This window comes from Bartonella quintana (assembly GCF_009936175.1).
Lineage (GTDB): Bacteria > Pseudomonadota > Alphaproteobacteria > Rhizobiales > Rhizobiaceae > Bartonella > Bartonella quintana.
In genome coordinates this window covers 916,302-937,876 of sequence record NZ_AP019773.1, presented here as the reverse complement: position 1 = coordinate 937,876, position 21,575 = coordinate 916,302, and the positions used below count along the sequence as shown (strand labels likewise).

At 39.4% G+C, this 21,575-nt stretch carries 17 protein-coding genes and 1 pseudogene; 13 read left to right on the top strand and 5 right to left on the bottom strand.

Annotation, left to right across the window (positions count from 1 at the left end):
• The first annotated feature begins 12 nt into the window (after nucleotides 1-12).
• From MF1_RS03815 to MF1_RS03795, 5 genes are all read left to right on the top strand, one after another.
• Nucleotides 13-1,377 carry a pyruvate dehydrogenase complex E1 component subunit beta gene (locus tag MF1_RS03815; RefSeq protein WP_161510500.1) on the top strand — a complete coding sequence of 455 codons (1,365 nt, stop codon included), beginning with the start codon at nucleotides 13-15 and terminating at the stop codon, nucleotides 1,375-1,377.
• A gap of 14 nt (nucleotides 1,378-1,391) precedes the next feature.
• On the top strand, nucleotides 1,392-2,711 hold the full coding sequence (locus tag MF1_RS03810; RefSeq protein ID WP_161510499.1) for a pyruvate dehydrogenase complex dihydrolipoamide acetyltransferase: 1,320 nt from the start codon (nucleotides 1,392-1,394) through the stop codon (nucleotides 2,709-2,711).
• A gap of 224 nt (nucleotides 2,712-2,935) precedes the next feature.
• Nucleotides 2,936-4,396, top strand: a complete 1,461-nt coding sequence (lpdA, locus tag MF1_RS03805; protein WP_161510498.1) for a dihydrolipoyl dehydrogenase — start codon at nucleotides 2,936-2,938, stop codon at nucleotides 4,394-4,396.
• A 75-nt stretch (nucleotides 4,397-4,471) separates the two neighbouring features.
• Complete coding sequence (gene lipA, locus MF1_RS03800; protein ID WP_014923981.1) at nucleotides 4,472-5,434, top strand: lipoyl synthase; 963 nt, start codon at nucleotides 4,472-4,474, stop codon at nucleotides 5,432-5,434.
• 2 nt (nucleotides 5,435-5,436) lie between these two features.
• The gene (locus tag MF1_RS03795; RefSeq protein ID WP_011179281.1) at nucleotides 5,437-5,898 is read left to right on the top strand and encodes a type II toxin-antitoxin system RatA family toxin; all 462 of its coding nucleotides are present in this window, start codon (nucleotides 5,437-5,439) and stop codon (nucleotides 5,896-5,898) included.
• A gap of 98 nt (nucleotides 5,899-5,996) precedes the next feature.
• Here the strand turns inward: MF1_RS03795 and MF1_RS03790 are convergent, their stop codons facing one another.
• The 3 genes from MF1_RS03790 to rirA are packed head-to-tail and all read right to left on the bottom strand — an operon-like array spanning nucleotide 5,997 to nucleotide 8,169.
• Entirely contained in the window at nucleotides 5,997-6,485 is a 489-nt protein-coding gene (locus MF1_RS03790) for a CinA family protein (RefSeq protein ID WP_011179282.1), read from the bottom strand.
• The gene (locus tag MF1_RS03785; RefSeq protein ID WP_174235350.1) at nucleotides 6,482-7,675 is read right to left on the bottom strand and encodes a bifunctional 2-C-methyl-D-erythritol 4-phosphate cytidylyltransferase/2-C-methyl-D-erythritol 2,4-cyclodiphosphate synthase; all 1,194 of its coding nucleotides are present in this window, start codon (nucleotides 7,673-7,675) and stop codon (nucleotides 6,482-6,484) included. Before MF1_RS03785 ends, MF1_RS03790 begins: the two co-directional genes overlap by 4 nt.
• 47 nt (nucleotides 7,676-7,722) lie before the next feature.
• A complete protein-coding gene (gene rirA / locus MF1_RS03780) occupies nucleotides 7,723-8,169 on the bottom strand; it encodes an iron-responsive transcriptional regulator RirA (RefSeq protein ID WP_011179284.1) in 447 nt (148 codons plus the stop codon).
• A gap of 178 nt (nucleotides 8,170-8,347) precedes the next feature.
• On the opposite strand from rirA, the gene MF1_RS03775 reads away from it, so the two are divergent.
• From MF1_RS03775 to MF1_RS03740, 8 genes are all read left to right on the top strand, one after another.
• Entirely contained in the window at nucleotides 8,348-10,612 is a 2,265-nt protein-coding gene (locus MF1_RS03775; RefSeq protein ID WP_161510497.1) for a sensor histidine kinase NtrY-like, read from the top strand.
• Nucleotide 10,613: 1 nt separating this feature from the next.
• A complete protein-coding gene (gene ntrX, locus MF1_RS03770; RefSeq protein ID WP_161510496.1) occupies nucleotides 10,614-11,972 on the top strand; it encodes a nitrogen assimilation response regulator NtrX in 1,359 nt (452 codons plus the stop codon).
• A 3-nt stretch (nucleotides 11,973-11,975) separates the two neighbouring features.
• Complete coding sequence (trkA, locus tag MF1_RS03765; RefSeq protein ID WP_161510495.1) at nucleotides 11,976-13,352, top strand: Trk system potassium transporter TrkA; 1,377 nt, start codon at nucleotides 11,976-11,978, stop codon at nucleotides 13,350-13,352.
• Between the two features lie 10 nt (nucleotides 13,353-13,362).
• Complete coding sequence (locus tag MF1_RS03760) at nucleotides 13,363-14,172, top strand: glycosyltransferase family 32 protein (protein ID WP_014923988.1); 810 nt, start codon at nucleotides 13,363-13,365, stop codon at nucleotides 14,170-14,172.
• 142 nt (nucleotides 14,173-14,314) lie between these two features.
• Nucleotides 14,315-14,947: an ATP-dependent Clp endopeptidase proteolytic subunit ClpP gene (gene clpP, locus MF1_RS03755; protein WP_011179288.1), complete on the top strand. Its 633-nt coding sequence runs from the start codon at nucleotides 14,315-14,317 to the stop codon at nucleotides 14,945-14,947.
• A gap of 186 nt (nucleotides 14,948-15,133) precedes the next feature.
• A complete protein-coding gene (clpX, locus tag MF1_RS03750; protein ID WP_011179289.1) occupies nucleotides 15,134-16,408 on the top strand; it encodes an ATP-dependent Clp protease ATP-binding subunit ClpX in 1,275 nt (424 codons plus the stop codon).
• A 183-nt stretch (nucleotides 16,409-16,591) separates the two neighbouring features.
• Nucleotides 16,592-19,015 carry an endopeptidase La gene (gene lon, locus MF1_RS03745; protein WP_014923991.1) on the top strand — a complete coding sequence of 808 codons (2,424 nt, stop codon included), beginning with the start codon at nucleotides 16,592-16,594 and terminating at the stop codon, nucleotides 19,013-19,015.
• 228 nt (nucleotides 19,016-19,243) lie between these two features.
• The gene (locus tag MF1_RS03740; protein WP_011179291.1) at nucleotides 19,244-19,522 is read left to right on the top strand and encodes an HU family DNA-binding protein; all 279 of its coding nucleotides are present in this window, start codon (nucleotides 19,244-19,246) and stop codon (nucleotides 19,520-19,522) included.
• Nucleotides 19,523-20,489: 967 nt separating this feature from the next.
• Here MF1_RS03740 and MF1_RS06880 read toward each other — a convergent pair.
• A pseudogene (locus tag MF1_RS06880) lies at nucleotides 20,490-21,044 on the bottom strand (FAD-dependent oxidoreductase).
• Between the two features lie 128 nt (nucleotides 21,045-21,172).
• On the bottom strand, nucleotides 21,173-21,415 hold the full coding sequence (locus MF1_RS06875) for an FAD-dependent oxidoreductase (protein WP_244614196.1): 243 nt from the start codon (nucleotides 21,413-21,415) through the stop codon (nucleotides 21,173-21,175).
• Nucleotides 21,416-21,575: the final 160 nt, after the last annotated feature.

Sequence of the window (21,575 nt, the reverse complement as noted above, 5' to 3'; positions counted from 1 at the left end):
AGGGAAGCAAGTATGTCTATTGATATTTTGATGCCTGCGCTTTCACCAACGATGGAAGAAGGTAAATTATCTAAATGGCTCAAGAAAGAAGGCGATAAAGTTAGCTCTGGTGATGTGATTGCTGAAATTGAAACTGATAAAGCAATGATGGAAGTAGAGGCTGTTGATGAAGGTACTCTGGGCAAAATTTACGTGCATGAAGGTTCTGAAGGCGTAAAGGTTAACACCGTTATTGCAGTCTTGTTAGAGGAAGGTGAAAATCCTGAGAATATTTTGCAACCTGCTGCTACTGTACAAGAGCTCGGAGGGGGATCTCCTTCTCTTTCTTCATCAATGCCGGAGCCTCCTACTTTTGATACTATTCCTGATTCTGATATCCCCACGGGGACTCGAATGGTTACGATGACAGTACGTGAAGCGCTTAATCAAGCTATGGCTGAAGAGATGCGACGTGATGAAATGGTTTTTTTGTTAGGAGAAGAAGTCGCACAATATCAAGGTGCTTATAAAGTTAGTCAAGGTTTATTGGAAGAATTTGGTGCACGCCGGGTTATTGATACACCAATCACAGAACATGGTTTTGCAGGGTTGGCCGTTGGTGCTGCGTTTGGAGGGCTGCGTCCCATTGTCGAATTTATGACATTTAATTTTGCTATGCAGGCGATTGATCAAATTGTAAATTCTGCAGCAAAAACGCGTTATATGTCTGGTGGGCAAATGTCTGTTCCCATGGTTTTCCGTGGTCCCAATGGTGCAGCTGCGCGTGTTGGTGCTCAGCATTCTCAGTGTTATGCTGCATGGTACAGTCATATACCAGGTCTTAAAGTTATCATGCCTTACAGTGCGGCAGATGCAAAAGGTTTGCTGAAGGCTGCTATTCGTGATGACAATCCTGTTATTTTCCTTGAAAATGAAATTTTGTATGGTTATCAATTTGAGGTTCCCCAAATAGATGATTTTATTTTGCCTATTGGGAGAGCGCGTGTTCATAAATCTGGTCAAGATGTTACGATTGTTGCCTGTGGGATTGGGATGCATTATGCGCTTCAAGCTTTGCCAGAAATTGAAAAACTTGGTATTGATGTTGAATTGATAGATTTACGGACCATTCGCCCGATGGATCTTCCGACAATTCTTGCTTCAGTCAAGAAAACAGGTCGCTTAGTAACAGTTGAAGAAGGCTACCCTCAGTCGTCGGTTGGAACTGAAATAGCAACGCGTGTTATGCAGCAAGCCTTTGATTATCTTGATGCGCCAGTTGTGACGATTTCTGGTAAAGATGTTCCCATGCCTTATGCGGCAAATCTTGAAAAATTGGCTTTGCCTAATACCGCCGAAATTATTGAAGCCGTTAAGACTGTGACTTATAGAGTATAACGGAGGAAAGCACTATGCCCATTAAGATTACGATGCCTGCGCTTTCACCAACGATGGAAGAAGGGAATTTGTTAAAATGGAATATCAAAGAGGGGGATAAGGTTTCCTATGGTGATGTTCTTGCTGAAATTGAGACAGATAAGGCGACAATGGAAGTTGAAGCTGTTGATGAAGGAACAGTTGCTAAGATCGTTGTTCCTGCTGGAACGCAAGGCGTTAGAGTGAATAGTTTAATTGTTGTTTTAGCAGAAGAAGGTGAAGACTTAGCTGAGGCAGCAAAGGTTGCAGAAAAAGCCCTTTCCTCTATTGCAGTGATAGAATCAAAGAGAGAAAAACAGACAGATTCAAAGTCAGCACAGATGTCTCGTTTATCATCAGATCGACAAGTAAGACAGCAAGACGGACGTCTTTTTGCTTCCCCCTTAGCGCGGCGATTAGCAGCACAAGAAGGGCTTGATTTATTATGTATTTCTGGAAGCGGTCCACATGGGCGTATTATCAAGCGCGATATAGACAAAGCCATGAGTAGTGATGCTCTTGAAGATTCTTGTTCATTACAAAATAAACAGCCGGTAGCGACAGATAGTGCTGACAAAAAGATACTTCAACTTTTTAAAGAAGATGAATATACATTCATACTTCATAGTAATATGCGAAAAACAATCGCCAAACGTTTGGTGGAATCAAAGCAAAAAGTACCACATTTCTATGTGACGGTAGATTGTGAACTCGATGCGTTATTGGAGCTTCGTACGCAATTGAATGCTGCTGCTCCGATGGTTAAGATGCAAGGAGGGTTTAAACCCGCTTATAAGCTTTCAGTTAACGACATGGTTATTAAAACCGTGGCACTTTCTTTAAAGGCAGTTTCTGATGCAAACGTATCTTGGCTTGAAGGTGGAATACTTCATCACAAACACTGTGATGTTGGGGTGGCTGTTTCTGTTTCGAATGGGTTAATTACGCCAATTGTTCGCCATGCAGAGGAAAAATCTTTGTCAATTATCTCTAATGAGATGAAAGATTTTGTAAAGCGTGCACGTGAGCGCAAATTAAAAATGGAAGAGTATCAAGGAGGAACAACGGCTATATCAAATATGGGCATGTATGGAGTGAAAAGTTTTTCTGCTATTCTTAATCCGCCACATGCAACGATTTTTGCGATTGGTGCGGGTGAAAAACGTGCCGTTGTTAAGAATGATGCATTAGGGGTTGCAACAATTATGTCGGTCACACTTTCTGCTGATCATCGTGCTGTTGATGGTGCATTAGCAGCGGAGCTTATGCGGACCTTTAAGAAAATAATTGAAAATCCATTGGCAATGTTAATTTGAGCTGTTTAAAAACGCTTTACGTAAATTGTGTGAGATATAGTATGTTATGTGATACAAGCAGTTGAGAGAGTGTAAGTAGTTTTATTGCCGTTTTTTCTTATCTGATAAAGGCATGTATAGTGAGTTTGGTATAAAAAAATACAAGAAAATTCTGTTGTGTTGGTTTTCAATCTTGAATTTAAAGAGTGCATATCCGTTTTGTATGTATCTATGGAGGAACTGTTATGGCGAATCTTTATGATGTAATTGTGATTGGCTCTGGGCCTGGCGGATATGTGACTGCAATTCGTGCAGCACAATGTGGCTTCAAGACTGCGATTGTTGAACGTGAACACCTAGGGGGAATTTGCTTAAACTGGGGGTGTATTCCAACAAAGGCGCTCTTACGTTCAGCGGAAATAAAGCATTTTTCTGAACATGTAAAGGATTATGGTCTAAAGATTAACGGTTCCATTGAAGCAGATATCAAAGATGTTGTGGCACGTTCACGCAGAGTCTCAGCGCGTTTAAATGCTGGTGTTGGTTTTTTGATGAAAAAAAACAAAATCGATATTATTTGGGGTGAAGCAAAGCTTACTAAGAAAGCGAAAGAAAGCCAACTTGCAGAAATTATGGTTTCTTCATCATCCAAACCGGTTATGCAACCGCAAAATTCAGTCCCTAAAGAAACATTAGGAGAAGGAACTTACCAAGCAAAGCACGTAATTATTGCAACGGGTGCACGTCCTCGTTCCCTTCCTGGTATTGAGCCAGATGGAAAGCTCATTTGGACTTATTTTGATGCTATGATTCCACATACAATACCAAACTCGCTTTTGGTAATGGGATCTGGGGCAATTGGCATTGAATTTGCTTCTTTTTATCATGGTATGGGAGCAGAGGTGACTGTCGTTGAAATGATGCCTCACATCATGCCAACCGAAGATATTGAAATTTCGGCATTTGCTCGTAGACAGTTAGAGAAAAAAGGCATTCGCATTCTTAGCCAAGCAAAAGTAACAAGGGTTGAAAAAGCTTCTAATTCTGTTACTGCATATATTGATGTGAATGGTAAGATAGAAACAATCACAGTGGATCGGTTGATTTCAGCTGTCGGGGTTCAGGGTAATATTGAGAATCTTGGATTGGAAGCATTGGGTATAAGAACCGACCTTGAATGCATTGTAACCGATGAATGGGGTTGGACAGGTGTGAAAGGTATTTATGCTATTGGTGATGTGGCCGGTCCTCCTATGTTGGCACATAAAGCAGAAAAAGAAGGCGTGATATGTATTGAACATCTTGCAGGTTTGAAGAATGCTCATCCGCTTGATAAGAAAAAAATTCCAGGGTGCATATACTGTACACCGCAAGTTGCTTCTGTAGGATTTTCAGAAGCGGCAGCAAAAGAAGCAGGCTACGATATCCGTGTTGGTCGTTATTCTTTTTCGGCTAATGGCAAGGCTATTGCTTTGGGTGAAGATCAAGGATTAGTGAAAACTATTTTTGATAAAAAGACAGGACAGCTTCTTGGTGCACATATGGTTGGGGCAGAAGTAACCGAACTGATACAAGGTTTTGTTATTGCCATGAATCTTGAAACAACCGAGGAAGAATTGATACATACGGTCTTTCCACATCCGACATTATCGGAAATGATGAAAGAAAGTGTACTGGATGCTTATGATCAAGTTTTAAATGCTTGATGGCTGAATTATATGAAAAATTTTTTATTTTGTGATTTTTCATCGGCGGTCCATATCTACAAGGCAGAGGCTTAAATGGTTACGGTTGTTGATAGAGTTACGAATAGACGTTTGCGTCATCCTGAAAAGATGCATCGTCCGGATACAAGCATTCAGAAAAAACCAGATTGGATTCGTGTGAAAGCGCCAACATCAAAGATATATAAGGAGACGTATGATATTGTACGCGCTCATAAATTAGTGACGGTATGTGAAGAAGCGGGTTGTCCAAATGTTGGCGAATGTTGGAGCCAGCGGCATGCCAGTTTTATGATTTTGGGTGAAATATGTACGCGGGCTTGTGCTTTTTGCAACGTTGCAACAGGTATTCCGCTTGCAGTCGATGATAATGAGCCAGAACGTGTGGCGGATGCTGTTGCACAGATGGAATTAAAACATGTTGTGATTACATCTGTTGATCGTGATGACCTTGCTGATGGTGGTGCACAACATTTTGCAAAAGTTATTTATGCTATTCGTCGAAAAGCTCCCAAGACAACAATTGAAGTCCTCACACCTGATTTTCGCCATAAGGATGGAGCTTTAGAAATTGTTGTTGCTGCTAAGCCTGATGTCTTTAATCATAATTTGGAAACAGTTCCATCTAAATATTTAAAAGTTCGTCCAGGGGCGCGTTATTTTCATTCGATTCGGCTCTTACAACGTGTTAAGGAACTTGATCCGACGATCTTCACAAAATCAGGAATTATGGTTGGACTTGGGGAAGAACGAAATGAAATTCTTCAATTGATGGATGATTTACGCTCTGCTGATGTTGACTTTATGACAATTGGGCAATATTTGCAACCTACACGAAAACATCATCCGGTTATTCGTTTTTTTCCTCCTGAAGAGTTTGAGTCTTTTGCCAAGATTGGTAAAGTAAAGGGTTTTTTGCATATGGCTTCCAATCCTCTAACGCGTTCATCTCATCATGCAGGGGATGATTTCGCAATTTTGCAAAAAGCACGTGATGAAAAATTTGCTTTACAGAGATAATTATGCCGAATTTTACAACACATCGGCAAATTGCCCATAGCGCCCGTGAAATGTTTGATCTTGTTTCGGATATTGAACATTATCCTGAATTCTTACCGATGTGCGAAGCTTTAACAGTACGTTCTCGCAAAAAATATAAGGAAAAGACATTGCTTCTTGCTGACATGACAGTTGGCTATAAACTTTTCCGAGAAACTTTTACAACCCAAGTATTTCTTCAGCCGAAGGAAAAGTTCATAGAGGTTAAATATATTGATGGTCCATTTAAATATCTTGAAAATCGTTGGGCCTTTTATAACATTGAGAATGCCAATGCATGTAATGTAGAATTTTTTATTGATTATGAATTTAAAAACAAAATGCTTGGATTAGTAATGGGTTCAATGTTTGATATTGCTTTTCATAAATTTACTGATGCTTTTGAAAGACGTGCTCATCAGATTTATGGTTCTTCATTGGTGTAATCTGTTCAGTTGATTTTGTTGCATGACACCTATTTATCGTATGTCATAAACCTGTGATTGTGGTGACATGAAATCTAGAAATCGAATTGGAGGAAATGTCATTGGAGAGATTCTAAGATCATTTTCAAGGCATTTTCAACGGTTGCATGACGGATAGCATTGCGATCAAGATCCTTGAAGTGCATTTCTGTGTGCAGAGTTTTATAATTTTTGTAAGCAACTGCGAAGTGCACAAGTCCTACAGGTTTATCGAGACATGCTCCTCCTGGACCTGCAATTCCTGTTACAGAGACTGCAATTCCAGCTTGTGAATATTTTAATCCACCCTTGGCCATTGCAAGAGCAACTTCTTTTGAAACGGCGCCGTACGTTTTTATAAGTTCAGCGCATACGCCAACAAGGCGCGTTTTAGATTCATTTGAATAAACAACAAATCCACAATCAAGTACATCGGATGATCCCGCAATATGAGTGAGATTTGCAGCAATGAGTCCCCCTGTACAAGATTCAACGGTTGTTAAAAGCAAACCTTTTTTGCGACAAGCTGTAAGAACTGCATGTGCTTGCTTTTCACAAAAAGATGTCATTTGGGAATTTCTCCTGGATAAAGGACAGTGGCCGTTGCAAGAGCAGCAATACCTTCTTCACGACCAATAAATCCGAGTTTTTCATTTGTTGTTGCTTTAATGGAGATCCGATCGAGTGAGAGTGAGAGTATATTCATAAGATTTTCTGTCATTGTATGACGATAAGGGCCGATTTTAGGGGTTTCGGCGATCAGTGTGATATCAACATTGGCGATACGGCCGCCTGCTTGTTTAATAATCTTAAGAGCATGACGTAGAAAAATTTCTGATGGTGCATTTTTCCATTGCGGATCAGAGGGAAGAAAATGTGTGCCAATATCCCCTGCACCTTGAGTAGCGAGCAGGGCATCTGTGAGTGCATGAAAAGCGACATCAGCATCGGAGTGTCCCTTTAATTTTTTATGAAAAGGAATTTTTATGCCGCATAATATAAGAGAAGTTCCTTCCTCGAAAGAATGAACATCATAACCATTTCCGGTGCGGATATCAGGAAACATTTGCATTTTTTTCTTGAGATATAAATGTGCAGTATCAAAATCTTCGTGCCATGTAATTTTTATATTATGAGAATCTCCAGGGATGGTATGCATAGGAATCCCAAACCATTCGGCAATTGCAGAATCATCGGTAAACTCTTTTTTGCAAGTTTGCATTGCTCTTTCATGGGCAGCTAAGATGCGTTCAAAGGGAAAACACTGTGGAGTTTGTGCACTATAAAGATGGGTATGTGGAATTGTTTCTAGAACACGGTGTGTGCTATTTACGCGTTTGAGAGTATCAGAAACAGGGAGAACAGGAAGAACGCCTTCTTGATGATTGACAGTGGTATGGATTTTCTCAAGGAGCTTGTTTTCGATAAAGGGGCGTGCGCCATCATGAATATGCACATACTTGGGCTTAAACTTTTTGAGAGCATGAAGCCCACGTAAAGTGGATATTTGACGTGTATTACCTCCCTCAACAATGATGAGCTGCTCTTTAAAATCCGCGATAGCTTGCTCACAGATTTGGCGGTCTTCTGGATGAATAACAAGGATAATCGTTGTAATGGCTGGATGCTGGCAAAAACAACGCACGGTATGACAAATAACCGGCTTTTGTCCTAAAAGTCGGTATTGTTTTGGATTTTTTTGTAAAGATCCTGCTCTTTTACCGCGTCCAGCGGCTAATATTATCGCTGCAATAGAAATGTTTCATTTCCCTTCGTGTTGTCTTTTACTTGCCTTTCGCAATGATTTCAGTTGATTGTTTCATGGTTATCAATCTTTAGTTGGTTTCGAAAGGAGCGGCGTTGCAGATCAGCGAGAGATATCATTGATAATACATCAAAAAAAGCATTTAAAGCTTTTTGAAGTGCGGTATTTAAGCCACAAAAATCTATCAATGGGCAGTTAGATTTTGCAGTATTGAAACATTCTGCCATGGAAAAGTTATCTTCCGTTACTTTCACAACATCGGCCACCGAAATCTCTGCTGCAGGTTTAGCCAATTTAATGCCACCATTGCGTCCTCGTACTGTTTGTATAAAACCTGCTTCAACAAGTGGTTGAAGGATTTTAAATAAAAAAAACTCAGAAATAGCGTATGCTTTAGCAATGTCTGGAATACGGCTTAGAGATCCTTGATTATCTGCACAATACATGAGCATCCGGAGGGCGTAATTTGTCTGTTTTGTTAACCGCATTTCATCTCCTCTGTAAAATATCACCGAACGCGCTTTATTTTAAAGATATTTCAGAAAATGTAGAAGTTCTTTCTTCACTTGCTAGATTGGCCATATTTTAGATATGGTATTGGTATTGTCAATTTTTGTCACAAGGGATTATATGGAGACAATAGGATAAAGGTAGTGTAAGCTAATTATGAATACAACATCTGTGATGAATCTCCAAGACATAGAGCAAAAGACTTATAACGATGAGTTATATCGCTTAAGTAAGGTGTATATCTTTTTAGGTATCACAATCATTGTATTGGCTTTATTAACAGCGTCTGTTTCGTTTATCATTCTTATTGGATTAACCCCTGTTGTTCCCAGTAGAGCTGTCACCCTCATTCTTATAGGAGTTAATAGTGTTTGGGTTTTAGGGCTTGTGATTATTGTTTTTTACGAGATGATTCCCATCATCCGTGCATGGCGCTCAAGGCGTGCAGCCTCCCGTCTTCATGTGCGTCTGATTTCGTTGTTTGCACTTGTTGCAACAATGCCGGCTGTTGCAGTCGCTCTTGTATCGGGACCTGCACTGAATTTAGGACTTGATCGGTGGTTTGATACGACAACACGGCAAATTGTAGGTTCTTCTATCGATTTAGCAAATGCTTATGCGGATGAAATGCTGCAAAATTTGAAAAATTTATCTTACGCTATGACCTTTGCCCTTGATAATAAAAAGCTTTTAGAGCGTAATCCAGCTGAATATCGGATGCAATTAACGCGTCATGCTATCGGACGCAATTTGCGTGGTGCATTTTTGTTAAGTTCTAGCGGAACTGTTTTTATATCGAGCGATCTTGGTGATGAGGATAAACTGCCTATTCCACCTTCCAATCTTATCGAACGTGCAACCAGCGCAAGACCTTTTTCTTTTCAGCCGGGGGTTTATGATTATTTTGGCATTATTTTAAAATTTACCAATATTCCAAATACATTTTTGTATCTGGTGCGTGACGTTGATAAAGACGTTTTATCTGCTTTGCGTTTGACAGAAGTTAATACAGACCGTTATCGTGATTTAAATGAAAATCGTTTGCTGACGCAAATCGCATTTGGTATGCTTTATCTTTGTCTTTTCTTTAGTTTATTCTTATCAGCCATTTGGTCTGGTATTGCTGTTGCTGATCGCTTGGTGCGTCCTATTCGTCTTCTTATTGGTGCCGCTGATGATGTAGCTTCTGGAAATATGGAAGTCTTTGTGCCAGTGCGCGCGAGGGATGGGGATATTGGACAGTTATCAAAAACTTTTAATTACATGGTTAGTGAATTGAAAAGTCGGCGTAATGAGTTGATTGCAGTTCGTGATCAAATTGATGAGAGAAGGCGTTTTTCTGAAGCTGTTTTGTCTGGTGTAACAGCGGGTGTGGCTGGAATTGATAATAATGGCGATATTACAATTATCAATCGGTCTATTGAAACGATGTTTGATATTCGCTCTGAAGAAGTTATTGGACACAGTCTTTTATTGTTAAGCGCTGAAATTTGGCAAGTTTTTCAGTTTGCAAGTTCGTTAGATCGTAAAAATCATCGTGAGCAGGTAACTTTAAGTGTTGCAGGACAAGAACGTGTTTGTAATGTGCAAATTACGATGGAAGAGAATGATGGACAGGGGCAATCTTGGGTTTTAACAATTGATGATATTACAGACCTTGTTGAAGCACAACGTTCATCGGCGTGGGCAGATATTGCACGCCGTATTGCACACGAAATCAAAAATCCGCTTACACCTATTCAATTGTCGGCTGAACGTATTCGTAAACGTTACAACAAAGTTATTACCCAAGATCGGGAAGTTTTTGATCGATGTATTGATACGATTATTCGACAGGTTGGAGACATTGGGCGTATGGTTGATGAATTTTCTTCTTTTGCGCGTATGCCCAAACCGCAAATGGATGTTTTAGATATACGTGGATTACTGCGTGAAGCATGTTTCTTGATAGAAGTTACCCGACATGATATTCATTTTGAGCAAGACTTAGGAAGTGTACCACTTGTAGGCGCATTTGACAATCGTCTCATTGTGCAAGCTTTTTGCAATGTTATCAAAAATGCGAGCGAATCTATAGATTCAGTCATGCGAGAGGAAAGCATTCACGGTCATATTCTTGTACGTTCTTATCGTCAAAGAGGATGTGTGGTTGTGGATGTGATTGATAATGGTAAAGGGCTTCCTAAAGAGCAAAGGCAAAAATTATTAGAACCTTATATCACAACGCGGGAAAAAGGGACAGGGCTGGGATTAGCCATTGTGCGTAAAGTTATTGAAGATCATGGTGGTTACATGGAATTGCATGATGCACCAAAGAGTTTTTATGAAGGTCATGGAGCGATGATCCGTTTGATATTTCCGGCGGATGGGGTTAAGCAGAGTAGTATTACACAAGCCATAAATCATAAGATAGGGGAATGAGATGGTATCAGATATCTTAATTGTTGATGATGAAGCGGATATTCGTGAGCTTGTTGCTGGTATTTTAGATGATGAAGGCTATGAAACGCGTATTGCATGTAACTCTGATGAAGCATTGGCACAAATTAGTGAGCGTATTCCAAAGCTTATTTTTTTGGATATTTGGTTGCAAGGAAGTCGTCTCGATGGACTAGCGCTGCTTGATGAAATTAAAACGCGATACCCTGCTCTTCCGGTGGTTATGATCTCTGGTCATGGTAATATTGAGACGGCTGTTTCTGCTATAAAACGAGGAGCATATGATTTTATTGAAAAGCCTTTTAAGGCTGATCGATTGGTGTTGGTTGCGGAACGGACTCTGGAAAACTCAAATTTAAAACGAGAACTTTTAGAATTACGAAAACGTTCGAGTGAAACATCGGAACTGCTCGGAACCTCAACTATTATGAAACATTTGCGTCAAATCATAGAAAAAGTAGCACCGACCAATAGCCGCGTTATGATTACTGGACCTTCTGGTGCTGGAAAAGAGATGGTAGCACGTGCTATTCATGCGCTTTCGGCGCGTTCGAATGGTCCATTTGTTACAATAAACGCAGCAACGATCACTCCGGAAAAAATGGAAATAGAATTGTTTGGCAGCGAAATGGAGGGGGGAGAGCGCAAGATCGGTGCATTAGAGGAAGCCCATGGTGGAATACTATATCTTGATGAAGTTGCTGATATGCCAGGTGAGACTCAAGGTAAAATTCTTCGGGTGTTGACAGGACAGACATTTGAGAGGGTTGGTGGCACAAAACGTGTCAAGGTAGATGTTCGTATCATTTCCTCAACAGCGCAAAATCTTGAAAATCTTATTTCTGATGGGCGCTTTAGAGAAGATCTTTTTCATCGTCTTTCGGTTGTTCCCATTGCTGTTCCACCACTTTCAGCGCGTCGTGAAGACATTCCAGAACTTGTCCGTCATTTTGTTAAAACAATATCGCAGCAAGTTGGTATTAAGCCGCGTGAAATTAGTGATGATGTTATAGCTATTTTGCAAGCGCATGCTTGGCCAGGTAATGTGCGGCAGCTACGCAATAATATTGAGCGTCTTCTCATTCTTGTACGTGATGGTGATGATCCAATAACAACAGAGCTTCTTCCTACGGAAGTGAGCGATTCTTTGCCGCGCCTTCAAATGGATTCAGATGAGAATATAATGGATTTACCGTTGCGTGAAGCACGAGAATTGTTTGAAAAGAGGTATTTAGAAGCGCAGATTGGACGTTTAGGTGGAAATATATCGCGTACAGCTGAATTTATAGGTATGGAACGTTCAGCTTTGCATCGTAAGCTTAAGGCACTTGGAGTTTCATAGATTATGCGTGTTATTATTTGCGGGGCGGGACAGGTTGGTTATGGGATAGCAGAGCGTCTTGCTGCTGAAAATCACGATGTTACGGTTATTGATATTGAAGTGAGATTGATTGAAAAAATTCGCGATACGTTGGATGTTCGAGGTTTTGTTGGTCACGGGGCGCGACCTGAGATACTTTTGGCTGCTGATGCAGACAAAGCTGATATGTTGATTGCAGTAACTTTATTTGATGAAGTCAATATGGTGGCTTGTCAGGTGGCTCACTCATTGTTCAATGTTCCAACAAAAATTGCACGTATTCGTTCACAATCCTATTTAGAACCGCGCTATAAGACGCTTTTTGCTCGAGAGAATATTCCCATTGATGTGGTTATTTCGCCAGAAGTTGAAGTTGGAGAAATGGTTCTGCGTCGTATTGCTTTACCGGGGGCAATAGATGTTCTTTATTTTTGTAACGATGATATTGTTGCGTTAGCATTAGAATGTATGGAAGATTGTCCGGTTATTAATACACCTTTGCGTCAGTTAACAGAGCTTTTTCCAGATCTTCGGACGACTGTTACTGCTATTAAACGTGGTTCAGAATTGTTGGTAGCGCATTCAGAGACGCAATTACGCATTGGCGACGTGACTTATCTTGTTGCTGCTCGTGATCAGATGCGCCGTGCAGTTGGGCTTTTTGGTCATAAAGAACAAGATGCTCATCGCATGATTATTGCGGGAGGAGGGCATATTGGTCTCTATGTTGCTCAAGCTATTGAAAAGCGCCTTCATAAATTAAGGTTAAAAATTATAGAAGCGCAGAAAGAAAGAGCGCTAACAATTGCTGATCAACTCGAAAGAACAACCGTTTTGTATGGTAATGTCTTAGATCCAGTTATTCTTCAGGATGCTGGAATTGATCAGGCCGATTTAATGATTACATTGACTAATCAAGATCAGGTTAATCTCTTAAGTGCTATTATCGCTAAAAGACTGGGATGCAAAGCCAATATGGTGTTAATCAATAATGTTGCTTATCAGGAGTTTAGCCGCGCAGTTGGTGTAGATGCATATCTTAATCCACATAGTGTTACGATATCGAGAATTCTGCAACAAATGCGTCGTGGGCGTATTCGTGCTGTTCACTCGGTTTTTAATGGTCGAGCAGAAATTATTGAGGCTGAAGTGATGCAAACCTCTTCCTTGGTTGGCAAATCATTGTCAGAGCTCAATTTATCAGATGGTTTAAGGATTGGTGCGATTTATCGCAATAAAACAATAATACAGCTTTCGGCAGATACGCGCATTTTGCCTGGTGATCGGATAGTGATTTTTGCTCTTGCTGAGTGTGTTCATGATGTTGAACAACTTTTTCGTGTAAGTTTAGAATATTTTTGATATATTGCCTATGGATATTTGCACTTTTTGGTATGGCGGACAACTAAGACTGGTTGATAGGCTTTGTTTATCCTCAATGGTTAAAACTGGGCAGCGCGTTAAGCTTTTCAGTTATGATAAAGAAGTGGGCAATCTGCCCGTTGGTGTTGAATTGCATAAAGCCGAATCAATTCTACCACGTTCAGCAATTTACCGCCTTGATCCAAATTTTTCTGATAGTAAACCAGGGTGTACGATTGTTCAATTTTCGGATTTTTTTCGTGTTATGTTAATGAAATATCAGCAGGGCGTTTGGTTGGATACAGATGTTTACCTGGTTAAACAGTTTCATCCAGATGCTGATAAAGTTTGGTTTGCAAGAGAAAATGCTTTAAAGGTAGGTGTTTCTGCACTTTATTTTCCACCAGATAACCCTATTATAAGGGTGTTTGAAGATTATTGGGCAGGCACAGAAATTGTTCCTGAGTGGCTTGGATTTAAACGTCGTGTTTGGAAGCCATTTTGGTTGAAGAGGAAAAAAATGCCGGTTTTACCTGGAAATCTTGGAGTTACGATATTTGGCAATGATGGTATTTCGCGATTGGCTAAACGGTATGATTTTTTTCATGAAGCAAAGCAAAAGGGAACTTTTTATTATTGGACAGGGCGAAAAACTGAATATATTTTTGATCCAACTTTTGGCCTTGAACCGCTTGCAGATCCATGTTTTATAGGATTCCATATCCATAGAAAGGCAAAAACTACTCAAAAACCTCAGGAAGGAAGCTTTTACCATTGGGCAGTGTCTCGTATTCCTGGTGCTCATGATTTGTTCAGGTAGAGCTGTTATTGCTATTTTAACTATTGGGATTTTAATGTTGCTTGAGCGGCCGTTGATTTTGGCTTGCGTCGGAAAGAAGTGTTATATGGATAAAAGCGTTAAATGCGTGAAGAACGATTGTTATATGAACGGAAGTAAAAACATGAGTAATCCAATGAAAACAGCATTAAGTCTTGTTCCTATGGTTATTGAACAGACTAATCGCGGCGAGCGGGCCTATGATATTTTTTCCCGTCTTTTAAAAGAGCGGATCATTTTTATTAATGGGCCCGTTGAAGATAGCATGGCAATGCTTGTTTGTGCGCAATTGCTTTTCTTAGAAGCAGAAAATCCTAAGAAAGAAATTAGTCTTTATATAAATTCGCCAGGTGGTGTAGTAACATCTGGTATGGCAATTTATGATACTATGCAGTTTATTCGTCCTCCTGTTTCTACGCTTTGCATGGGGCAGGCAGCATCTATGGGATCATTACTTTTAACGGCTGGAGCGAAAGGTCATCGTTTTACATTGCCGAATGCACGTATTATGGTGCATCAACCGTCTGGTGGTTTTCAAGGTCAGGCTTCAGATATTGAACGGCATGCGCAAGATATTATAAAGATGAAACGGCGTTTAAATGAGATTTATGTTCAACATACGGGTCAGGATTATGAGGTTATTGAGAGGACTCTCGATCGTGATCATTTTATGACAGCGGAAGAAGCTAAGCAATTTGGTTTAGTTGATGACGTTATACAGTATCGCGCAGAAACTGAAAAAGAAGAAAAAGATTAAGAGTTTTTATAGAAAAAATCAGATACTTAAATAAAGAGTTTTAAAAAATATCGCGAGAATAAGAGAAAACCACTTAAAGATGATATTATGACACACATGATTTTATATATGTCTTGTAGTTATCGTTATGAAAAACCTCCTTTAAAAAGATGAAGGCTTCATATATCCTGGTGAAAGGAAAGTAAAATGAGCAAAATTGGCAATAGCGGGAGCGAATCAAAAAATACTCTCTATTGCTCGTTCTGCGGCAAAAGTCAGCATGAAGTGCGTAAGCTTATCGCGGGGCCTACTGTATTCATCTGTGATGAATGCGTAGAGCTTTGCATGGATATTATTCGTGAAGAAAATAAATCTTCTGGGATTAAGGCGCGTGATGGTGTTCCTACTCCACAGGAAATTATAACAGTTCTTGACGATTACGTTATTGGTCAGCAGCATGCAAAGCGCGTTCTTTCTGTTGCTGTTCATAATCATTATAAACGGCTGGCGCATCAGTCTAAAAGCAATGATATTGAGTTAGCGAAATCGAACATTCTTCTTGTTGGTCCAACGGGATGTGGTAAAACTTATCTAGCACAAACATTGGCACGTATTATCGATGTCCCTTTTACGATGGCAGATGCGACTACTTTGACTGAAGCAGGCTATGTGGGTGAAGATGTTGAAAATATTATTCTAAAGCTTCTTCAAGCTGCTGACTATAATGTTGAACGTGCACAGCGTGGCATTGTGTATATTGATGAGGTCGATAAGATTTCTCGTAAGGCTGACAATCCTTCTATTACAAGAGATGTTTCAGGAGAAGGTGTTCAGCAAGCGTTGTTAAAAATTATGGAAGGAACAATTGCTTCTGTTCCTCCTCAGGGTGGGCGTAAGCATCCACAGCAAGAATTTCTTCAGGTTAATACAACAAATATTTTATTTATTTGTGGAGGTGCTTTTGCTGGTTTAGAGCGGATTATTTCAGGACGTGGTGAGAAAACTTCTATTGGTTTTTCTGCTACCGTTAAAGCACCTGATGAGCGTTGTGTTGGTGAGATTTTTCGTGACTTAGAGCCTGAAGATCTTATAAAATTCGGTTTGATACCAGAATTTATTGGTCGTCTTCCCATTGTAGCTACCTTAGAAGATTTAGATGTTAATGCGCTTGTTCAAATTTTGTCACAACCAAAAAATGCGTTAGTGAAGCAATATCAGCGTCTTTTTGAGATGGAAAATGTCGAATTAGCATTTCATGAAGATGCTTTACGGGTCATTGCCAAGAAGGCGATTGAGCGTAAAACTGGTGCGCGTGGCTTACGCTCTATTATGGAAAAGATACTTCTTGAGACTATGTTTGAACTTCCGACTCTTGAAGGCGTTCAAAAAGTGGTTATTTCGAGTGATGTCGTTGATGGGAAAGCACGTCCTCTTTACATTTACTCAGAACGTGTAGAAGATAAAGAAAATGTATCGGCATGATATTATTATACGATATGAGAAGTGGTAATAAACACCATTTGAGGATAGATGTTTCTGGATGTTATATTCATAATGCTTGATTTATATGTTTCCAGTCACCACTTCATCTATTGTGGAGAGCTGGAGGCTTTTCTAAGGGTGGCTTGTGTAGCGGATTGATCATAGGCTCCAGAAAGGAGAATTATGCAGTATATTGATGAAAAGACGGATGGGGTAGGAGGAGAAGTTTACGCTGTTTTACCTCTTCGTGATATCGTTGTCTTCCCACATATGATTGTTCCACTTTTTGTAGGTCGAGAAAAATCAATTCGCGCTCTTGAAGAAACGATGGCGGTTGATAAACAGATATTATTGGTGACGCAAAAAAATGCTTCTGATGATGATCCAAAATCGGAAGATATTTATGATATTGGTACATTTGCTAATATCCTTCAACTTTTAAAGCTTCCTGATGGAACTGTAAAGGTTTTGGTTGAGGGGACTGCGCGTGCAAGAATTAGCCAATTTATGACAAATGAAGATTATCATCAGGCTTGTGCAACTGTTACAGAGGAACCTAGGAAAAATGATGTTGAGATTGAAGCTCTTTCAAGGTCGGTGATTGCTTATTTTGAAAATTATGTAAAGCTTAATAAAAAAATTTCTCCTGAAATCGTCAATGCGATTAGCCAGATTGATAATCCTTCTAAGCTTGCCGATACTATTGCTTCCCATTTGATGATTAAACTTTCAGAAAAGCAAGAAATATTAGCACTATTACCTGTGCGTGATCGCCTTGAACGTGTTCTTTCTTTCATGGAAGGAGAGATTTCTGTTTTGCAGGTTGAGAAGCGTATTCGTTCCCATGTTAAACGGCAAATGGAAAAAAACCAAAGAGAATATTATCTCAATGAGCAGATGAAGGCTATTCAAAAAGAGTTAGGAGGTGGTGATGATAGCCGCGATGAGCTCTCTGAGTTAGAAGAACGTATCACGAAGACAAAACTTTCAAAGGAAGCGCGCGAAAAGGCTGGGGCAGAATTCAGAAAATTACGGAATATGTCTCCTATATCTGCAGAGGCAACAGTTGTGCGTAACTATCTTGATTGGTTATTATCAATGCCTTGGGGTAAAAAGTCGAAGATTAAAAACAATTTAGACTTTGCTGAAAAAATCATGAATAATGAACATTTTGGTCTTGAAAAAGTCAAGGAGCGAATTGTTGAATATTTAGCAGTACAGAGTCGGGCATCAAAAATAAAAGGTCCTATTATTTGTTTGTTAGGTCCTCCTGGTGTAGGAAAAACATCACTTGCTCGCTCTATTGCAAGAGCGACGGGACGTGAATATGTTCGTATCTCCTTAGGAGGTGTGCGCGATGAAGCAGAGATTCGTGGGCATCGCCGGACATATATTGGCTCTATGCCCGGAAAAATTATTCAGTCTATGAAAAAAGCTAAAAAATCTAATCCGCTTTTCTTGCTTGATGAAATTGATAAAATGGGGCAAGATTTCCGTGGAGATCCTTCATCAGCTTTATTGGAGGTGCTTGATCCTGAACAAAATGGTACTTTTATTGATCATTATTTGGAAGTGGAATATGATCTTTCTGATGTCATGTTTATTACAACTGCCAATACTCTTAATATTCCAGGGCCGTTAATGGATCGGATGGAAATTATTCGTATTGCTGGCTATACTGAATGTGAAAAAATGGAGATTGTTAAACAGCATCTTTTACCAAAAGCATTGAAAGATCATTGTTTGACTAAAAAAGAGTTCAACGTTTCTGATGGTGCTATAAGGTCGATTATTCAATTTTACACACGTGAAGCGGGTGTCCGGAATCTTGAGCGTGAATTAATGAAGGTGGCACGTAAATCGGTTACAAAAATTCTTAAAACGCAGCAAAAATCTGTAAAGATTACAGAAAATAATATTAATGACTTCTTGGGTGTTAAGCGTTATCATTATAAACAGATTGAAGGTGAAAATCAAATTGGCATTGTTACTGGACTTGCATGGACCGAGGTTGGGGGAGAGCTATTGACCATTGAAGGTGTTATGATGTCAGGTAAAGGCAAAATGACTGTAACTGGAAATTTGCGTGATATCATGAAGGAATCAATTTCAGCAGCAGCGTCTTATGTGCGTTTTCGTGCTCTTGATTTTGGTATTGAGCCACCACTTTTTGATAAGCGTGATATCCATGTTCATGTTCCAGAAGGCGCTACGCCAAAAGATGGGCCATCAGCTGGGATTGCAATGGTAACGGCAATTGTTTCGGTATTAACGGGGATAGCTGTACATAAAGATATTGCGATGACTGGCGAAATCACTTTACGGGGGCGTGTTTTACCAATTGGCGGATTGAAAGAGAAATTACTTGCAGCTCTTCGAGGAGGTATAAAGAAAGTGCTCATTCCTGAAGAAAATGCAAAAGATTTGATTGATATTCCCGACGATGTCAAAAACAACATGGAAATTATTCCAATAAGTCATGTGAGTGAAGTTCTTAAACATGCTTTGGTTCGTTTCCCTGATCCTATTGAATGGACAGAGTCTTCTGCGGTGTCTGTGCCCATCAGGACAGAAAACGATACTGAAGGAATACAGATTGCACACTGATTCACTCTCTAGTTTTTACTGTATTTTCAAAGAACCAGAAGGAATTTTCGTGATTTTTTCTCTGTTTATTTTGAAAAAAAGTAAAAAAATCCGTGAATAACTGTGATTATTGCTAAAAAACAATGTTTTGAATAAAAATAAGACTTCTGTTTGCTGTACTTTTCAATAAACTGACCAGTGACATGATTAAGTTGTGTCATCTGGTAATATAGGGAAAGGAAATGTTCAATGAATAAAAGTGAATTGGTTAGTTCCGTTGCTGAGAAGGCAGGTGTTTCGAAAGCACAGGCTGGTTCTGTTATCGATGCTTTTATCGCTTCTGTAACAGAAGCTTTGGCGTCAGGGGGAGATGTTCGTCTTCCAGGTTTTGGTTCTTTTGAAATTTCTCATCGTGCTGCCACAAAGGGGCGTAATCCTTCGACCGGCGTTGAAATTAATATTCCAGCGCGTTCTGTACCAAAATTTTCTGCAGGAAAAACTCTTAAAGAAGCTGTTAATAAAAAATAAGTTGAGCTACACTAAAAAACCCAGCTTATTTATAAGCGGGTTTTTTTACATGCTTTTCATGTGAAGTTTTGTAACATAGCTTTTCTTGAATTGTTTCAATGTCTTTAAAAGATGTTTTTGGAGTTCCCATAAAACATTGTATGCGGAAATATATTTTTGTTTTAACATTTTTAAATAAAATATTTGACTGTAGGAGATCGTGTGGATTGTAAGGAGCAGCTTTAGCTTTTTGTCATGCGGAGAGCTACAATGTTTCTGCGTAGAAAAAATTATAGCCGTAATGAAACAGCCTGCATTGTTTGGGAAGCTGATGTCTATAAGCACAAGCAATAGATGGGATTTGATTGCCTTTATTGTTGCAGTATATTTCCTATGATGACCCGTTTTTGATGATTGAAATGTGTTTTGGATTTGTTTTTATAATGGTTATTTGTGGTAAGAAAAAATTTGAAGCTTCTATACTGTATAATAAATGATAGATCATATATATTAAGTGTTTATTGGCTGAGATATTCGCAACATAAAAAGTTTTTTGTTGTTTGTTTAGGGTTATAATAACATCTGTCTAACAGTCCAGAAGGATGATGCTAAGTATGTATCTCATGAAAAACAGAGATAACAATTGGTTTAGGGGGGGTAATTTAAGGGCTATTTTTCTTTCCATCAGTTAGCCACTGAATACAATTATCGAGAACGCTAGCAGTTATAATTTGTTTTTTGTTAATTTTTTTTGCTTAACAAGCATTTTCCTGATTGATAAACACAAGCAATAGATGGGAAAAGTCCAAAATTAACATTCATTGATTAAAAGGATTTTCTTTCTGTTTCTTCTCTTCAGCTACAAGGTGTCTGCCAATATGGTTCAAAAGAGTTCCCAATGCGGTAGCTGGTGGTGGTAAGGAAGAGCAGTTATGGTTATACTCAGCGGCGGCAAAACGTTCGGCGAGAAGTCCTATTGCAGATAATTCTACATAACCTTCACACCCCGTAATTTGCTCAGCAAAGCCGTAGTTGGGATCTTTGTTCTAAACGGAAGGGTTTGATCAAGAATGATCGGTGAGTTGAGATAGGTATTGCAGTGAAAGCGCCCACCAAGGCGTGCGAACTTTGCTTTTTCAAGATCAGAAATCACTCTAAAAATGCGAATTTGTTCACAATATTTCAGTTTTGTTTGAAAGCCGACCATATTGTAAGAGGGTTTCAAGCTTATTGTCTTGGCGTAATTGGACAAGGGCGTAAACTTTAACTGTGGGATTATAAGCATTGGTTAAATCCATAGATTTTATGCAATCATGCTTGAGGGTTTCAAGTCCACGCTCAGCCACAACTTCGATTGGGGTAGTAAGCACCCATCAAAATAGGGTGTTTTTTCAAAGTCACAGAATTCTGTTTTTTTCGCATTTTTCAACACTTGAACAAATGCCTTCATATTGTTCTTTATAAGGGGACAATTAAGATAATCCTTTCCTGTTGGCTCAGAACCGATTTTATTATAGCGCGGTTGATTCCGACAAATATCCATGTCAATACTATCCGGTATAGGTGCGTGATAGCATCAAAAAAAGAAAGTACTTCTGTTCCAGTTATTGTTTGAATTGCTGTAGCGAGTTTTGGTGAGGTAAGAGGACCCGTTGCAATGATAATGTGAGGTCAATCCTCAGGAATCTCTTGAATTTCTCCATGTTTTATAGTGACAAGAGGGCGATTTTCGAGTGCTGCCGTAACAGTTTTTGAAAATCCATCGCGATCAATAGCAAGTGCGCTTCTTGCTGGTATCTTATTGGCATCTGCAGCCTTCATAATCAAGGATTTTGCTAATGGTATTTCAGTATGTAGAAGGCTTACGGCATTTTTTGAGGAATCATCAGAACGGAACGAATTTAAACAGACCAGTTTTGCAAGCTTATCGGTTTTATGAGCATCAGGTTTTTTTGGAGCTGCATTTCATGCAAAATAACGGGGATCCCTTATTGAGAGATTTGCCAACTTGCTTTGCGACCTGCTAGACTCCCAACGATGATATGAATTGGAGTATTGAATTTATTTAGTATAA

Bases quoted from the DNA above. Each gene is read 5' to 3' on its own strand.
- MF1_RS03815 (WP_161510500.1), top strand. From the start codon at position 13: ATGTCTATTGATATTTTGATGCCTGCGCTTTCACCAACGATGGAAGAA.
- MF1_RS03810 (WP_161510499.1), top strand. From the start codon at position 1,392: ATGCCCATTAAGATTACGATGCCTGCGCTTTCACCAACGATGGAAGAA.
- lpdA (WP_161510498.1), top strand. From the start codon at position 2,936: ATGGCGAATCTTTATGATGTAATTGTGATTGGCTCTGGGCCTGGCGGA.
- lipA (WP_014923981.1), top strand. From the start codon at position 4,472: ATGGTTACGGTTGTTGATAGAGTTACGAATAGACGTTTGCGTCATCCT.
- MF1_RS03795 (WP_011179281.1), top strand. From the start codon at position 5,437: ATGCCGAATTTTACAACACATCGGCAAATTGCCCATAGCGCCCGTGAA.
- MF1_RS03790 (WP_011179282.1), bottom strand. From the start codon at position 6,485: ATGACATCTTTTTGTGAAAAGCAAGCACATGCAGTTCTTACAGCTTGT.
- rirA (WP_011179284.1), bottom strand. From the start codon at position 8,169: ATGCGGTTAACAAAACAGACAAATTACGCCCTCCGGATGCTCATGTAT.
- MF1_RS03775 (WP_161510497.1), top strand. From the start codon at position 8,348: ATGAATACAACATCTGTGATGAATCTCCAAGACATAGAGCAAAAGACT.
- ntrX (WP_161510496.1), top strand. From the start codon at position 10,614: ATGGTATCAGATATCTTAATTGTTGATGATGAAGCGGATATTCGTGAG.
- trkA (WP_161510495.1), top strand. From the start codon at position 11,976: ATGCGTGTTATTATTTGCGGGGCGGGACAGGTTGGTTATGGGATAGCA.
- MF1_RS03760 (WP_014923988.1), top strand. From the start codon at position 13,363: ATGGATATTTGCACTTTTTGGTATGGCGGACAACTAAGACTGGTTGAT.
- clpP (WP_011179288.1), top strand. From the start codon at position 14,315: ATGAGTAATCCAATGAAAACAGCATTAAGTCTTGTTCCTATGGTTATT.
- clpX (WP_011179289.1), top strand. From the start codon at position 15,134: ATGAGCAAAATTGGCAATAGCGGGAGCGAATCAAAAAATACTCTCTAT.
- lon (WP_014923991.1), top strand. From the start codon at position 16,592: ATGCAGTATATTGATGAAAAGACGGATGGGGTAGGAGGAGAAGTTTAC.
- MF1_RS03740 (WP_011179291.1), top strand. From the start codon at position 19,244: ATGAATAAAAGTGAATTGGTTAGTTCCGTTGCTGAGAAGGCAGGTGTT.